General features: G+C 60.1%; 15 protein-coding genes. 11 read left to right on the forward strand and 4 right to left on the reverse strand.

What is annotated here, in order from left to right; genetic code table 11:
- Nucleotides 1–221 precede the first annotated feature (221 nt).
- Nucleotides 222–986, reverse strand: a complete 765-nt coding sequence (locus BMY98_RS12260) for a GntR family transcriptional regulator (RefSeq protein WP_074889327.1) — start codon at nucleotides 984–986, stop codon at nucleotides 222–224.
- A gap of 357 nt (nucleotides 987–1,343) precedes the next feature.
- On the opposite strand from BMY98_RS12260, the gene BMY98_RS12265 reads away from it, so the two are divergent.
- Nucleotides 1,344–2,690, forward strand: coding sequence for an NCS2 family permease (locus BMY98_RS12265; protein WP_074889330.1), 1,347 nt, complete (start codon nucleotides 1,344–1,346; stop codon nucleotides 2,688–2,690).
- 215 nt (nucleotides 2,691–2,905) lie between these two features.
- Nucleotides 2,906–3,532, forward strand: a complete 627-nt coding sequence (locus BMY98_RS12270; RefSeq protein ID WP_074889333.1) for a LysE family translocator — start codon at nucleotides 2,906–2,908, stop codon at nucleotides 3,530–3,532.
- 106 nt (nucleotides 3,533–3,638) lie between these two features.
- Here BMY98_RS12270 and uraH read toward each other — a convergent pair whose 3' ends face one another.
- Nucleotides 3,639–3,992: a hydroxyisourate hydrolase gene (uraH, locus tag BMY98_RS12275; RefSeq protein WP_074889336.1), complete on the reverse strand. Its 354-nt coding sequence runs from the start codon at nucleotides 3,990–3,992 to the stop codon at nucleotides 3,639–3,641.
- Between the two features lie 398 nt (nucleotides 3,993–4,390).
- Between uraH and puuE the strand changes: the two genes are divergently transcribed.
- The 6 genes from puuE to BMY98_RS12305 all read left to right on the forward strand — a co-directional run bounded on the left by puuE (nucleotide 4,391) and on the right by BMY98_RS12305 (nucleotide 10,352).
- Entirely contained in the window at nucleotides 4,391–5,317 is a 927-nt protein-coding gene (gene puuE / locus BMY98_RS12280; protein ID WP_074889338.1) for an allantoinase PuuE, read from the forward strand.
- Nucleotides 5,314–5,829, forward strand: coding sequence for a 2-oxo-4-hydroxy-4-carboxy-5-ureidoimidazoline decarboxylase (uraD, locus tag BMY98_RS12285; protein ID WP_074889341.1), 516 nt, complete (start codon nucleotides 5,314–5,316; stop codon nucleotides 5,827–5,829). Before puuE ends, uraD begins: the two co-directional genes overlap by 4 nt.
- A 41-nt stretch (nucleotides 5,830–5,870) precedes the next feature.
- The gene (alc, locus tag BMY98_RS12290; protein ID WP_074889344.1) at nucleotides 5,871–6,866 is read left to right on the forward strand and encodes an allantoicase; all 996 of its coding nucleotides are present in this window, start codon (nucleotides 5,871–5,873) and stop codon (nucleotides 6,864–6,866) included.
- Nucleotides 6,867–7,023: 157 nt separating this feature from the next.
- A complete protein-coding gene (locus BMY98_RS12295) occupies nucleotides 7,024–7,527 on the forward strand; it encodes an ureidoglycolate lyase (RefSeq protein WP_074889347.1) in 504 nt (167 codons plus the stop codon).
- Nucleotides 7,528–7,574: 47 nt separating this feature from the next.
- Nucleotides 7,575–8,921: a urate hydroxylase PuuD gene (locus BMY98_RS12300; protein ID WP_074889350.1), complete on the forward strand. Its 1,347-nt coding sequence runs from the start codon at nucleotides 7,575–7,577 to the stop codon at nucleotides 8,919–8,921.
- Between the two features lie 642 nt (nucleotides 8,922–9,563).
- Complete coding sequence (locus tag BMY98_RS12305; protein ID WP_074889353.1) at nucleotides 9,564–10,352, forward strand: outer membrane protein OmpK; 789 nt, start codon at nucleotides 9,564–9,566, stop codon at nucleotides 10,350–10,352.
- A 137-nt stretch (nucleotides 10,353–10,489) separates the two neighbouring features.
- Here BMY98_RS12305 and BMY98_RS12310 read toward each other — a convergent pair whose 3' ends face one another.
- The gene (locus BMY98_RS12310) at nucleotides 10,490–10,714 is read right to left on the reverse strand and encodes a hypothetical protein (RefSeq protein ID WP_065988731.1); all 225 of its coding nucleotides are present in this window, start codon (nucleotides 10,712–10,714) and stop codon (nucleotides 10,490–10,492) included.
- Nucleotides 10,715–10,967: 253 nt separating this feature from the next.
- Here BMY98_RS12310 and BMY98_RS12315 point away from each other — a divergent pair, with 253 nt between their 5' ends.
- On the forward strand, nucleotides 10,968–11,576 hold the full coding sequence (locus BMY98_RS12315) for a TetR/AcrR family transcriptional regulator (RefSeq protein ID WP_074889356.1): 609 nt from the start codon (nucleotides 10,968–10,970) through the stop codon (nucleotides 11,574–11,576).
- Between the two features lie 3 nt (nucleotides 11,577–11,579).
- On the opposite strand, the gene BMY98_RS12320 is transcribed toward BMY98_RS12315, so the two are convergent.
- A complete protein-coding gene (locus BMY98_RS12320; protein WP_074889392.1) occupies nucleotides 11,580–11,978 on the reverse strand; it encodes a response regulator in 399 nt (132 codons plus the stop codon).
- Between the two features lie 621 nt (nucleotides 11,979–12,599).
- On the opposite strand from BMY98_RS12320, the gene BMY98_RS12325 reads away from it, so the two are divergent.
- Together BMY98_RS12325 and BMY98_RS12330 are read left to right on the forward strand one after the other, a co-directional pair.
- Nucleotides 12,600–14,231, forward strand: coding sequence for a methyl-accepting chemotaxis protein (locus BMY98_RS12325; protein WP_139214483.1), 1,632 nt, complete (start codon nucleotides 12,600–12,602; stop codon nucleotides 14,229–14,231).
- Between the two features lie 195 nt (nucleotides 14,232–14,426).
- Nucleotides 14,427–14,671, forward strand: a 245-nt coding sequence (locus tag BMY98_RS12330) for a transposase (protein ID WP_139214484.1), incomplete at its 3' end; no start/stop codon positions are given.

The following is a 14,671-nucleotide window of genomic DNA, read 5'->3' on the forward strand; positions in this document are numbered from 1 at the left end:
TGAGCTTGCTCGCGATGCGGTGTGTCAGCCGAGACGGTTGTCACTGGGCCGCCGCTTCGCGACCGTCGTAACCTCCGATTGCTCCTACAGGAGATCTGCGCTCGACGCGGATTTGGAGGCGGGTACGAAATTGTAGGAGTGAGCTTGCTCGCGAAGGCGGACTGTCAGTCAGCTTAAATACTGCTGGCCCACCGCATTCGTAAGGCAGCTCACTCCCACATTCAGACCGCGGTGCTGCGCCCTGCTTTTTTCTTCGGCAGCATCAGGTGCGAGAACACGGCGTGGAGGTCGTCGGAGGCGCTGTCTTCGTCGAGGTTGAGCTTGCTGTCGATATGATCCATGTGATGCATCATCAGGCTCACCGCCAGCGTGGCGTCGCGGGCTTCGATGGCGTCGATCAGCTGGGTGTGTTCATCGTACGAGCAGTGCGAACGGTTGCCGCTTTCGTACTGCGCAATGATGAGAGACGTCTGTGACACCAGACTGCGCTGGAAGCTGATCAGCGGGGCGTTCTTCGCCGCTTCCGCCAGCTTCAGATGAAACTCCCCCGACAGGCGAATCCCCGCCCCGCGATCCCCTTTCGAGAAACTGTCGCGCTCGTCGCTGACCATCTGGCGCAGCTCGCTGAGCTGTTCCGCCGTGGCGTGCTCGACCGCCAGTTCGGTGATCGCCTTCTCCACCAGACGCCGGGCGAAAAACACCTGTCGTGCCTCTTCGACGCTCGGGCTGGCCACCACCGCGCCACGGTTCGGGCGCAACAACACCACGCCTTCGTGGGCCAGACGCGAAAGTGCGCGACGAATGATGGTGCGGCTGACGCCGAAGATTTCACCGAGGGCTTCTTCGCTCAGCTTGGTGCCGGGCGCCAGACGCTGTTCGAGAATCGCCTCGAAAATATGCGCATAGACGACGTCGTCCTGGGTACCGCTGCGGCCGGATTTGGCCGTGCGTGAGTGTTTCTTGAGGGGTTGCAACTGATCGTTCATGGGCACTCGTGGTAACAGAATCCGGCGCTGGGCCTTGCCGTGATCAGGGCGGGTACGACCACTGTTGGAGAAACCAATAGCAGATATCCCGGCAAAGTCACAGTAAAAGCAATGGCGCATTGTACACAGCCGGCGATGTCTGCACAGACCTCGAAATGACGGGGCGTCATGCACACAATCCGGCAAATATTCCGCACAGGATCGAAAACATTATTTGCATTATTTGTATACAAAAGCATAATCCCTTGGCGCACGTTTCTGACCTTTCAGTCAACAAATCAGCCTGACAGGTGCACCCGCCTCCCGGAGCCCGCAACCGGCTTTGAATAACAACAAAAACGTCCCGAGGATTTCACTGTGGAAAGTCGCAAAACCGAAGCCACGCCGCTGGATCTCACGTTGCCGCGCAAAGGCCTGCTTGAACGCCTCTTCAAACTGAGCCTGCACGGCACGACCGTCCGAACCGAGCTGCTGGCGGGGATCACGACCTTCATCACCATGGCCTACATCATCTTCGTCAACCCCAACATCATGGCCGACGCCGGCATCGACCATGGCGCAGCCTTCGTCGCGACCTGCATCGCCGCCGCGCTGGGTTGCCTGCTGATGGGGCTGTACGCCAACTGGCCGGTGGGCCTGGCGCCGGGGATGGGCCTGAATGCGTTCTTCACCTACACCGTGGTCGGCACCATGGGTTACAGCTGGGAAACGGCGCTGGGTGCGGTGTTCGTCTCGGGCGTGATTTTTATGTTCCTGACCCTGTCACGCATCCGGGAATGGCTGCTCAACAGCATCCCGGTCAGCCTGCGTTACGCCATGGGCGCGGGGGTCGGGCTGTTTCTCGGGCTGATCGGCCTGAAGACCGCCGGCATCGTGGTGGACAGCCCGGCGACGCTGATCAAGCTCGGTTCGTTGCGCGAGCCCGGTCCGCTGCTCGCCGCCATCTGCTTTCTGATGATTGCCGTGCTCAGTTATCACCGGGTGTTCGGCGCGATCCTCATCAGCATCATCGCGGTGACGCTGGCCGGCTGGGGCCTGGGCCTGGTGCATTACAACGGCATCTTCTCCACGCCGCCGAGCCTGGCGCCGACCTGGATGGCGATGGACCTGGCGGGCGTGTTCAATGTGAGCATGATCAGCGTGGTGCTGGCGTTTCTGTTCGTGCACATGTTCGACACGGCCGGGACGCTCATGGGTGTGGCACAGCGCGCCGGTTTGGTGCGCGAAGACGGCCGCATCGAGAACCTTTCACGGGCATTGAAGGCAGACAGCGCCTCCAGCGTGTTCGGCGCAATGGTCGGTGTACCGCCGGTGACCAGCTACGTGGAGAGCGCCTCGGGCGTGGCGGCCGGGGGTCGGACTGGTCTGACCGCCGTGACCGTGGGCGTGCTGTTTGTGGCGGCGATGTTCTTCGCCCCGCTGGCTGGCATGATTCCCGCTTACGCGACCGCAGGGGCATTGATTTACGTGGCGATGCTGATGATGGGCGGCATGGCCCACATCGACTGGGACGAAGCCACCGACAGCATTCCTGCGATCGTCACGGCCATCATGATGCCGCTGACGTTTTCGGTCGCGGACGGGATTGCCCTAGGGTTCATCACTTACGTGGTGCTCAAGGCCGGGACCGGGCGCCATCGGGAAATCTCAATCAGCCTGTGGGTGCTGTGCGCGATCTTCATTGCCAAGTTCGTGTTTTTGTAAGACTGCGTAGATCACAAACTGGTCCTGAATGGCCGGGTGATACACACGCCCCGTAGGAGCCGGCTTGCTGGCGAATGCGGAGGATCAGACGGCACATTTGTCACTGACCCATCGAATTCGGGGCAAGCGCGCTCCTACAGTGGATTTGCGCCCGATGATGAATCACGGTCGTCAGCAAGATTCCTGATTTTCTGAATAGACAAGGAGAACACCCCATGACACTGGAAACCTGGCTGCTGTTCAGCGGCGCCGCCCTGGTGGTCATTCTGATTCCGGGGCCGCTGTCGCTGCTGATGATCGGCAACAGCCTGAATTACGGCCTGCTGCGTTCCTACCCTGCTTTCCTCGGCGGCGTCTGCGCGTCTATCTGCCTGCTCAGCGCCTCGGCCCTCGGGCTGGGCGCCTTGCTGCTGGCGTCCGAGCACGTGTTCAGTGCCCTGAAAATCGTCGGCGGCCTGTACCTGTTTTACCTGGCCTGGCAGAGCTGGAAACAGTCGCGCCTGCCCGCCACCGCCACCGAAGTGCCCGAGGCGTCCAGCAGACCGGCGTTTGGCTCACTGTTCTGGCGCGCCTTCGTGCTGGGCGGCAGCAACCCGAAAGACATCCTGTTTTTCGCCGCCTTTTTGCCGCAGTTTCTCAAGGCCGATGAGCCGTTCTTCGGCCAGTTGATCACCATGATCATCACCTGGACCGTCCTCGACCTGAGCTGCAAATTGTTCTACGGCCTCAGCGCTCAGGGCGCGGCCCGCTACCTGCGCACCGGCAAGGGCCAGACCTGGTTCAACCGCATCAGCGCTGGTCTGTTCGGCACTGCCGGCACCGTCGCGCTGATCAGCCGCTGATTTCAACCGTACGAACTCAGGGCGAAAAAAAGCCCGCCGTGTGGGCGGGCAAGAGGAATGCTTTTTACGTTGCAGGCTTTGGGGTAAAGCAGGAGGCGGCAGCGATCTAGCTGCCGCGGTAGGTCGAATAACTGTAGGGGGAAATCAGCAGCGGCACGTGGTAGTGGTCTTGCCCGGCGTCGATGCCGAAGCGCAGCACCACTTCATCGAGAAACGCCTGTTTGCCGGACTGCACGCCTTTGCCGCGAAAGTATTCGCCGGCCTGAAACTGCAGTTGGTAGACGCCAGACTGGTAGTCATCGCCCTGCAACAGGGGAGCGTCGCAGCGACCGTCGCTGTTGGTGACTGCCTCGGCGACTTTCTTCAACGCGTCGCCCTCGACCCGATAAAGTGCGACGCGGATCGAGCTGCCGGGGCAGCCATGTGCAGCGTCCAGCACGTGAGTGGTGAGTCGTCCCATGGCGTGTCGTTGCCTCGTTCAGTGAGAGATAAAGAGAGGGCCTGCACCCAAAAAGGGCAACAGCGGTAAGGCATGAGCAGGATTAAGACATTTTTAGGTCGGATTGTACACAATAAAAACGCTCTGGATTTTCACCCCGCAATCATCGCCGCCCCATGCCCCGTACAGCAGCGCAAGACGCAGAATTACAACGTGAGGAGCGCTTTATCTGACCACTCAGGCAGGTTTCTTGCACAGTGTTCCGGTGAAGCTGCGAGCGGCGCTAAACGAAAAAACAGGGTTACAGGTTGTCAATAAGGTTGTATACAATCCAACCATCGCAGCGACTGTCGCAGTACCCGAATGTCTCGGCCTGACGACCACCGCCACAGAACACAGGCTACATAAGGAAGATTGCAGTGAGCGCCGACTACCCACGCGACCTGATCGGTTACGGCAGTAACCCGCCCCATCCCCACTGGCCAGGCAATGCCCGTATCGCGCTGTCGTTCGTGCTCAATTACGAGGAAGGCGGCGAGCGCAACATTCTGCATGGCGACAAGGAATCCGAAGCGTTTCTCTCGGAAATGGTCGCCGCGCAACCGCTCCAGGGCCAGCGCAACATGAGCATGGAATCGCTTTACGAATACGGCAGCCGCGCCGGCGTGTGGCGCGTGCTCAAGCTGTTCAAGCAATTCGATATCCCGCTGACCGTTTTCGCCGTGGCCATGGCTGCACAACGCCACCCGGACGTGATCCGCGCCATGGTCGACGCCGGCCATGAGATCTGCAGCCACGGCTATCGCTGGATCGACTACCAGAACATGGACGAGGCCCAGGAGCGCGAGCACATGCTCGAAGCCATCCGCATCCTCACCGAGCTCACCGGCGAACGGCCGCTGGGCTGGTACACCGGGCGCACCGGCCCGAACACCCGGCGGCTGGTGATGGAAGAAGGCGGTTTTCTCTACGACTGCGACACCTACGACGACGACCTGCCCTACTGGGAGCCGAACACCCCCACCGGCAAGCCGCACCTGGTGATCCCGTACACGCTGGACACCAACGACATGCGCTTCACCCAGGTGCAGGGTTTCAACAAGGGCGACGACTTTTTCGATTACCTGAAGGACGCCTTCGACGTGCTTTACGCCGAAGGGGCCGAGGCACCAAAAATGCTTTCGATCGGCCTGCACTGCCGGTTGATTGGCCGCCCTGCCCGGATGGCCGCGCTGCAGCGTTTCCTTGAGTACGTCAAAGGCCACGAGCAGGTCTGGTTCGCCCGCCGCGTGGAAATCGCGCGGCACTGGCATGACGTCCATCCCTTCAATGGAACCGCCGAATGAGCCGCTTTCAAACCCTCACGCCCTCCTCCCTCAGCCGCGACGAATTCGTTCACGTTTTTGCTGACATCTACGAACACTCGCCCTGGGTCGCCGAACAGGCCTATGACCGGGGCCAGCTGCACGAGCTCGACGATATCGAGACGCTGCACGCACGCATGAGCGACATCCTGTTGAGTGCCGATCACGCCGCGCAACTGGCGCTGATCAATGCTCACCCGGACCTTGCTGGCAAAGCCGCCGTGCAAGGCCAACTGACCGAAGCCAGTACCTCTGAACAGGCTGGCGCCGGTATCCACCAATGCACGGTCGAAGAGTTTCAGCGCTTCACCGAGCTGAACGATGCCTACAAAGCGACGTTCGCGTTCCCCTTCATCATGGCGGTGAAAGGCAGCAACCGGCATCAGATCCTCGCGGCCTTCGAGACGCGCATTCACAACACGGCCGACGTCGAGTTCGCCTGCGCCCTCGCAGAGATCAACAGGATCGCGATGTTCCGCCTGCAAGCCCTCTGACCGACCGTTCCCACGCCCCTTATCAAAGGCAGACAAAAAGAATGAAAGCTTACGCCGCACCCTTCGAGAAGTTCGTCAACCTGGCCGATGCGCGCTTGGGGACGAAGATCCTTTCCGTCACCGATGACTGGTTCGCCGACGCCAACCGTCTGTTCCAGCCGACACCTGCGGTCTGGAAAGAAGGCGTGTTCGACGACAACGGCAAGTGGATGGACGGCTGGGAATCGCGCCGCAAGCGTTTCGAAGGTTACGACAGTGCGGTGATCCGCCTGGGCGTCGCCGGTTCGATCAAGGGCGTGGACATCGACACCTCGTACTTCACCGGCAACTACCCGCCATCGGCTTCGCTGGAAGCGTGCTTCCTGGCGTCGGGCGAGCCGGACGAGCACACCGACTGGACCGAAGTGCTGCCGGCCGTGGAGCTCAAGGGCGACAGCCACCATTACCACGAGATCGCTGACGCAAAGCCCTACAGCCACTTGCGTTTCAACATTTACCCGGACGGCGGCGTCGCGCGTCTGCGGGTGTATGGCGTGCCCCATCGGGACTGGACGGCGGTGGGCGACAACGAGCAGATCGATCTGGTCGCTGCGCTGAATGGCGGTCGTGCGCTGGCCTGTTCCGACGAGCATTACGGGCGCATGAGCAACATCCTCAACCCGGGCCGTGGCGTGAACATGGGCGACGGTTGGGAAACCGCACGTCGCCGCACCCCTGGCAATGACTGGGTGATCGTGGCGCTGGGACATGCAGGCGAGGTCGAGCAGATCGTCGTCGACACCCTGCACTTCAAGGGCAACTACCCGGACAGCTGCTCGATTCAGGCAGCCTTCGTCAAAGGTGGCACCGACAGCCAGATCGAAACCCAGAGCCTGTTCTGGCGCGAACTGCTGCCGAGCCAGAAGCTGGAGATGCACGCCGAACACACCTTCGCCGAGCAGATCAAGGCGCTGGGGCCGATCACCCATATCCGCCTGAACGTGTTCCCGGATGGCGGCGTGAGCCGTTTGCGGGTATTGGGCAAGGTTGCGAAATAAACGCTTGGCCTCTGATAACCGATGGTTCCCACGCTCCGCGTGGTAACCCCTTTGCGGACGCTCCGCGTCCAGGGTGACGCAGAGCGTCAGGGGATGTATTCCCACGCGGAGCGTGGGAACGATCACCAATCCACCAAACATGAACAGAAGACCCCGCATGCGCACACTGATCATCGAGCCGTTGACCAAGGCAGCCTTCGCCCCGTTTGGCGATGTCATTGAAACCGATGGCAGCGATCATTTCATGATCAACAACGGCTCGACCATGCGCTTTCACCGTCTGGCCGAGGTTGAAACGGCCACGCCGGACGACAAGGCGATCATCAGCATCTTTCGCGCCGAGGCGCTGGACATGCCGTTGACCATCAGCATGCTGGAGCGCCATCCGCTGGGCAGCCAGGCTTTCATCCCGCTGCTCGGCCATCCTTTTCTGGTCGTGGTCGCGCCACTTGGCGATGCACCTGAACCCGAGTTGACCCGCGCCTTCATCACCAATGGCAGGCAGGGTGTTAATTACCATCGCGGCGTCTGGCACCACCCGGTGCTGACGATCGAAAAGCGGGATGACTTCCTGGTGGTTGATCGCAGTGGCAGTGGCAATAACTGCGATGAGCATTTCTTCGAAGAGAGTCAGAAGATGGTTCTCGATCCCCAACTATAAGAAGGGTCTGACCACCCGCCAAAGGGTGGCAGGCAAAGGGTAAGACTGTGGCTGCACATCTGATGGAATGGATGAATCTGGGCGTGCGCTGGATTCACATGATCGTCGGGATCGCCTGGATTGGCGCGTCCTTTTACTTCGTCTGGCTGGAAAACAACCTCAACCGCGCCAACCCCCGTGACGGTCTGTCGGGCGACCTCTGGGCGATTCACGGCGGCGGTATCTACCACCTGGAAAAGTACAAGCTGGCCCCGCCGACCATGCCGGACGACCTGCACTGGTTCAAATGGGAAGCCTACTGGACCTGGATGTCAGGCGTAGCGCTGCTGTGCATCGTGTTCTATTCCAACCCCACCCTTTACCTGCTGGCACCCGGCAGCACGCTGAGCGGCGGCGCAGGCATCGCCATCGGCGTCGGCTCATTGATCGCCAGCTGGACGATCTACGACATCCTCTGCGATTCGCCGTTGGGCAAGCGCCCTGCCCTGTTGGGCCTGGTCCTGTTCGTGCTGGTCATCGCAGCCTGCTTTGGCTTCAGCCAGGTGTTCAGCGGGCGGGCGGCGTACCTGCACACGGGTGCGATCATCGGCACAATCATGGTCGGTAACGTGCTGCGCATCATCATGCCGGCCCAGCGCGCACTGGTTGCCGCCATCGCCGAAAACCGCACGCCGGACCCGTCGCTGCCCGCCAAAGGATTGCTGCGCTCACGGCACAACAACTACTTCACCCTCCCCGTGCTGTTCATCATGATCAGCAACCACTTCCCGAGCACCTACGGCAGCCAGTACAACTGGCTGATCCTGGCCGGGATTGCGGTGTGTGCGGTGCTGGTCCGTCACTACTTCAACACCCGTCACAACAGCCACAAATACGCCTGGGCCTTGCCGGTCGGCGCGCTGGGGATGATGTGCCTGGCGTACGTCACAGGTCCCGCGCAAATGCCGCGCGGCCCGGATGTAGCGGCGAAGATCCAGTACCAGCCACTGCCAGGCACGGCCATCGGCGGTCATCGCGCTGATGAACCGAAGCCTGAGGTCGCGCCAGCACCTGTCGCCGCTGCCCCTGAAACTGCACCTGTGCCCGCCACTGCCCCCGCTGCCGCGCAACCGGCGCAAGCCAGCACCGGCGGCGTGGATTTCGAGAAGGTCCACAGCGTGATTCAGGAACGCTGCACCGTCTGCCACTCCGCCAAACCCACCAGTCCGCTGTTCAGCAGCGCGCCGGCCGGGATCATGTTCGACACGCCGCAACAGATCCAGCAACTCGCCCCGCGCATCCAGGCCCAGGCCGTGACCGCGCAAATCATGCCGCTGGGCAACATCACCCAGATGACCCAACAGGAACGTGACCTGCTGGGGCAATGGATCGATAAAGGGGCGCAGGTGAACTGACTGACTGGCTGCAGGTTCATGAACGAATGAATCTCCTGTAGGAGCGTGGCTTGTCCCGCGATCTGGCGCGCAGCGGCAGCAATTCGTCTGCTGCGTTACACCAGGTTCACCGAGTTGCCCGATGTTACGACCGGTTCCCGGCCGATCGCGGGACAAGCCACGCTCCTACAGAAACAGCGTTCCTCCGCCCTGCCACACCGGGCGAACTCATAAAATAAAAACAATGAGGTGTTGCATGTCCGACTCAACTGACGCGCGCATGCCTGCCGCGTCGCCATGACTGAAGGGTTGCCCTGTTTTCGACGGGAGTGCGCTGTCACAGAGCACTTGAGCACAGCTGCGCGAGTCAGTATCCTCCGCCGCCGCTCGAATTCAGTCCAATAACAACACTGCAACTAACCTGACTGACCGGACAACTCTCCGATCAGCCTGTGCATCTTCCAAACGGCATCGATAAAACGACCAATCGACTGTTCTTCAAACAGCCGACAGGGTTTTTTTGTCTTTTTTCAAGGTGTTGGCTCAGCTCTTGCTATCCATACAAAGCTGATCAAACAGACAACTTAGTCGGTTAAAACCAAGGCGCCATAACAGAGCGTCAGTTCGCAAAAAACAACGACGTCAATCCAAGGGAGTATTTACATGAACCGCACGCTTTCCAGCCTGATGGCCGCCAGTAGCCTGCTTGCCGCCGCGCCGGCCATGTCGGGTGATCTGTTGCAGTGGCAGAGCAACAGCCTGACGTACCTCTACGGCAAGAACTTCGCCGTGAACCCTGAGAATCAGCAGACGTTCACCTACGAACATGCCGATGGCTGGAAATACGGCGATAACTTCGTCTTCCTCGATTACATCAGCTACAACGGCAAGAAAGACGCGGGCGTTGGCAATGCAACCACGTACGGGGAAATCTCCCCTCGCCTGTCCATGGGCAAGATCTTCGATCAGAAGTTTCAGCTGGGCCCTATTACCGATGTGCTCCTCGCCACCACTTACGAGTTTGGCGAAGGCGATGTCGAGTCCTATCTGATCGGTCCCGGTTTTGACTTGAAGATTCCCGGCTTCGATTACTTCCAGCTGAACTTCTACAAGCGTTACAACGACGGCCACCGCGCCGGTTACGGCGCCTGGCAGATTACCCCGGTCTGGTCTTACACCATCCCGGTGGGCAAGTCCGACATTCTCATCGACGGTTTCATGGACTGGGTCGTGGACAACAAACAGTCCAACAGCAAAGGCGACTACCACTCCAACCTGCACTTCAACCCGCAGATCAAATACGACCTGGGCAAGGCGCTTAATCTTCCGGACCGGCAGTTGTATGTGGGCGTCGAGTACGACTACTGGAGCAACAAGTACGGCATCAACGACACGCGCTCGTTCGACACCGACCAGAACACCGCCAGCTTGCTCGTGAAAGTGTTCTTCTAAAGACGGGTTGATCTGCCGCCGGTTAATGGCCGACAGGCAAGATCCTCATCAACCCGCCGGGAGCGCAGCGGATCAGACACCCGGCGGTGCCTGATCCGACGCTGTTACCTTCTGAAGACCTGCCAGCCGTACCCCGCTCAGGAATGCCCTTCCCAGGGCAGCGGCTTGCCCGCTCGCACCCTTGCGTTCAGCGAGCGCAGCAGGTCGAGGGGATCACGGTCTTTCATCGCATGACTCTGCTCGTCGACCCAGGTCATGACCTGCTGCCGGTCGAGCGTTGGCCGGCGGTGCAGGATTTCCACCAACTGCCGTTCGCAATGCTGGGCATACGCAACGACGCTGGAAAACAATGGGCTGTTCATGCTGCCGACACCTCGCCACCGAATACGCGTTCAGCCTTGATAAGGCGCCAGTTGTGATAGTGCTGCTCTGCTACTGCTCCCGGTACTACTCTCGGTACAGCCACCCGCCACACAATACCACTGGCGCGCCATTGAGACAGCGGCAAGCCGATGCGGGAAAGGGACGGGGTTGCGTGGCAGTGGCAATGTTGAGCCTGCAGCGAGGCCGGTGCTAACATTCGCCACCGCCGAGCAGGCAAGGACATACCGGTTTATGAGCAGCATCCGCGAGCGCAACAAAGAACTGATCCTGCGCGCAGCCAGTGAAGAATTTGCCGATAAAGGATTCGCCGCCAGCAAGACCAGCGACATCGCCGCCAAGGCGGGTGTGCCCAAGCCCAACGTCTATTACTACTTCAAATCGAAGGACAACCTGTACCGCGAGGTGCTCGAAAGCATCATCGAGCCAATCATGCAGGCGTCGACGCCATTCAATCGCGAGGGTGTGCCGGCTGAAGTGTTGACGAGCTATATCCGCTCGAAGATCCGCATCTCCCGCGAACTGCCCTTCGCTTCAAAGGTATTCGCCAGCGAGATCATGCACGGCGCGCCGCATCTGACGCCCGAGCAGGTAACCCAGTTGAATGGCCAGGCCCGGCATAACATCGAGTGCATCCAGGGATGGATCGATGACGGTCTGATCGCGCCGATCGACCCCCATCATCTGATGTTCAGCATCTGGGCCGCGACCCAGACTTACGCCGATTTCGACTGGCAAATTTCAACGGTCACGGGCAAAGCCACTCTGGACGACGCTGACTATGAAGCGGCCGCCCGGACCATTATCCGGCTGGTGCTCAAAGGGTGTGAGCCGGACCGCTGAGGGTCACTGGCCTTCAAGCCTGTCGTAACCCAAGGCCTTGTTAACGCCCTGAAGAAGCTGGCCGAAGCTCCACGGTTTACGAATGAACACGACCGGGTGCACGACGCCAGAGCTCTCGGGCGTCTCGTGACCTGACATGATCAGGATCGGGATGTGCGGATACTTGTTGCCCGACAGGTTCGCCAGATCGGCACCGTTCAACTGACCCGGCATCAGGATATCGGTAAGCAGGAGCGCCACGTCGTCCGAGTTGCTCTCGAGGTACTTCGCGGCCTCGTCGGCACTCTCCAGTGCAAAGGTCTTAAAATCTTCATCCTCGAGGATCTCGCAGACGAACTCGCGAATGATTTGCTCGTCCTCAACTACCAGAATGAGTCTCTTGTTCGGTACGTCTGCTGCCATTTGCGCCACATCCACAATAATTATTTCCCATGCCTGCCCGGCCGGCCCTGTCCTGGACTCGGGTGTAGTCCGTACTGTGAGCGACGCAAGCGCCGGAAATTCCATTGGGAAACAACATTTGGTCGAAACGTCGTACAGATTGGGCAAATGACTGCCTACAAAAAGGCCTACACCAAATCCCGGGCAATAAAAAACCCGCCGAAGCGGGTTTGTGCAACACCGTCCAACTTCCTGTTGGCCGCCAATGCCTGGCAACGGTCGATCATCCTTGATCCTGCAGCGGTCCGTTGCTGCAGTTGATGGATCCAATGTACCGCGCGGACGTGCTTCAACCTAGAGCCAAGTTCCTCAGCTCGTGTAAGCCTTTCGCTATACCTGTGTCGGATCTGACGCCAGGCGAAGGCATTACTTACAGCTGATAGGGCTCCGGCGCCTACAATTCCAGATATATCCCTGCGCCACTCTCACGTTTGTCACCGGCAAGCCGAGACGCTTAATGACACCGCGTCCTCTGTCCGTCGTTTGACGGTCGTCGGTCCGCTGTCGCGCACCCGGTTTGCCCGGCGCGCGGCCTCGATACGCCTGGTCCAATAAAAAGAACAAAGAAACGGAGTGACGATCATGAATATGCGCAATCTTTCGATCAGCCGGCGCTTGTGGCTGATTCTCATCGTCGCGGTAGTGATGCTGTTTACGCTGGCGGGGGCGATGCTCAAGCAGATTCACGACGATCTGTACGACGCCAAAACCGTCAAGACCATGCATGTGGTGCAGACCGCCAGCGGCCTGCTTGACTACTACCATGGCCTGGAAACCGCCGGCACCCTCACCCGCGGGCAGGCACAGCAGCAGGCGATGGATGCCATTCGCGGCCTGCGCTACAACCAGACCGATTACTTCTGGATCAACGACCTGCGCCCGGTGATGATCATGCACCCGGCCAATCCCAAGCTGGTGGGTCAGGACCTGTCCGGCATCAAAGACCCGGACGGCTTCCAGGTCTTCAACGAGATGGTCACGCTGGCCAAGGCCAAAGGCGCCGGCATGGTCAACTACCGTTGGCCCAAGCCCGGAACCAGTGACGCGGTCGGCAAGACCTCTTACATCTCGCTGTTCTCACCGTGGGGCTGGATCATCGGCTCCGGCGTTTACGTCGATGACGTGCAGGCCGAGTTCTACAAGCAAGTGGTCAAGGCGCTGTCGATCAGTGCCGGCATCATTCTGGTGATGGCGCTTGTGCTGATTCTGATTGCCCGCAGCATCGCCGGCCCGCTTAAAACCACCGTCGAGGCGATGGCGAATATCGCCAGCGGCGAAAGCGACCTGACCCGTACCCTGGAAACCCAGGGCAACGACGAGGTCACACAACTGGCCCGGCACTTCAATGCGTTTACCGCCAAGCTTCGGGGGGTGGTCAGCGAGCTGCAGTCGTCTGCGGTCGGCCTCGGGCAGGCGTCGAGTGAGCTGGGCAGCAACGCCATTCAAGCTCAGGAGCGCAGCCAGCAGCAGTCGTTGCAGATGGAACAGGTGGCCACCGCTGTCAATGAAGTGACCTATGGCGTGCAGGACGTGGCGAAGAACGCCGAGCACGCCGCCAGCGAGATGCGCAACGCCGAATCCCAGGCGCAGCAGGGTCAAGCCAATATCGACAGCAGCCTCAAGCAGATCGGGCACCTGTCCGCCACCATCGACCAGGCTGTGGAGGTCATCCGCACACTGGCCAGCGAAAGCACGCAGATCGGCGGGGTGCTGGAGGTGATCAGTTCGATCGCCGAGCAAACCAACTTGCTGGCGCTGAACGCCGCCATTGAAGCCGCGCGCGCCGGTGACCAGGGCCGTGGCTTCGCCGTGGTCGCAGACGAAGTCCGCCTGCTGGCCCAGCGCACGCAGAAATCCACGGCGGAAATCCAGGCGATGATCGAGCGCCTGCAAACCCATTCGGACGCTGCGGTAAAAGTAATCGCCGACAGCAGTCGTTCGTCGCAACTGACCATCGAACAGGCCAACCTCGCCGGCAAGAGCCTGACCTCGATCAGCCAGGCACTGCGCAACCTGAACGGTCTCAACGCCTCTATTGCCAGCGCCACCCTCGAGCAATCCCACGTGGTGGAAGACATCAACCAGAATGTCACCCAGGCGGCGCAGTTGTCCCAGAGCACGGCAGTGGCGGCTGAACAGTCCAGCGCGGCGAGCAATCAGCTCAAGGGGTTGAGTGAACAGCTGAACGGGTTGTTGCGGCAGTTTCGGGTTTAAGCGACTGACGCCTTCCCGGCTAAAGCCGGTCCCACAGGGGTACGCGGTGTTAGTGAGACCGGCTTCAGCCGGGAAGAGGCCCGTTTTGACGCCATCAATTTTGCGGTGTGTGCAGCCATCAGATGTGCGGTTGCAGTGGTCTAATTTCCCCGGACACCTCGATAAGTGGAAAATACATTTATCGAGGAGTTTTTCATGACCAGAAAACGCAACAGGTTTGATGACAGCTACAAACTGGAAGTCGTGAAGATGGTCAGGGATCAGGGCCTGACCGTTCCGCAGGTTTGCCAGGACCAGAATCTCGGTGAGACGGCCGTGCGACGGTGGATCCGCCAATACGACGCTGAACAGTTGGGCCAGGCCGGGATAGGAAACCCGCTGACGGCTGAGCAGCAGCGCATTCGGCAGCTGGAGCAGGAAAACCGGCAGCTCAAGACGGA

It is taken from the genome of Pseudomonas graminis (genome assembly GCF_900111735.1).
GTDB lineage: Bacteria > Pseudomonadota > Gammaproteobacteria > Pseudomonadales > Pseudomonadaceae > Aquipseudomonas > Aquipseudomonas graminis.

What these genes read in the sequence shown, in the direction of transcription:
- BMY98_RS12320 (WP_074889392.1), bottom strand. Translation starts at nt 11,978, where the DNA reads ATGGCAGCAGACGTACCGAACAAGAGACTCATTCTGGTAGTTGAGGAC.
- BMY98_RS12310 (WP_065988731.1), bottom strand. Translation starts at nt 10,714, where the DNA reads ATGAACAGCCCATTGTTTTCCAGCGTCGTTGCGTATGCCCAGCATTGC.
- BMY98_RS12305 (WP_074889353.1), top strand. Translation starts at nt 9,564, where the DNA reads ATGAACCGCACGCTTTCCAGCCTGATGGCCGCCAGTAGCCTGCTTGCC.
- alc (WP_074889344.1), top strand. Translation starts at nt 5,871, where the DNA reads ATGAAAGCTTACGCCGCACCCTTCGAGAAGTTCGTCAACCTGGCCGAT.
- BMY98_RS12315 (WP_074889356.1), top strand. Translation starts at nt 10,968, where the DNA reads ATGAGCAGCATCCGCGAGCGCAACAAAGAACTGATCCTGCGCGCAGCC.
- BMY98_RS12295 (WP_074889347.1), top strand. Translation starts at nt 7,024, where the DNA reads ATGCGCACACTGATCATCGAGCCGTTGACCAAGGCAGCCTTCGCCCCG.
- BMY98_RS12325 (WP_139214483.1), top strand. Translation starts at nt 12,600, where the DNA reads ATGAATATGCGCAATCTTTCGATCAGCCGGCGCTTGTGGCTGATTCTC.
- BMY98_RS12260 (WP_074889327.1), bottom strand. Translation starts at nt 986, where the DNA reads ATGAACGATCAGTTGCAACCCCTCAAGAAACACTCACGCACGGCCAAA.
- BMY98_RS12270 (WP_074889333.1), top strand. Translation starts at nt 2,906, where the DNA reads ATGACACTGGAAACCTGGCTGCTGTTCAGCGGCGCCGCCCTGGTGGTC.
- uraD (WP_074889341.1), top strand. Translation starts at nt 5,314, where the DNA reads ATGAGCCGCTTTCAAACCCTCACGCCCTCCTCCCTCAGCCGCGACGAA.
- uraH (WP_074889336.1), bottom strand. Translation starts at nt 3,992, where the DNA reads ATGGGACGACTCACCACTCACGTGCTGGACGCTGCACATGGCTGCCCC.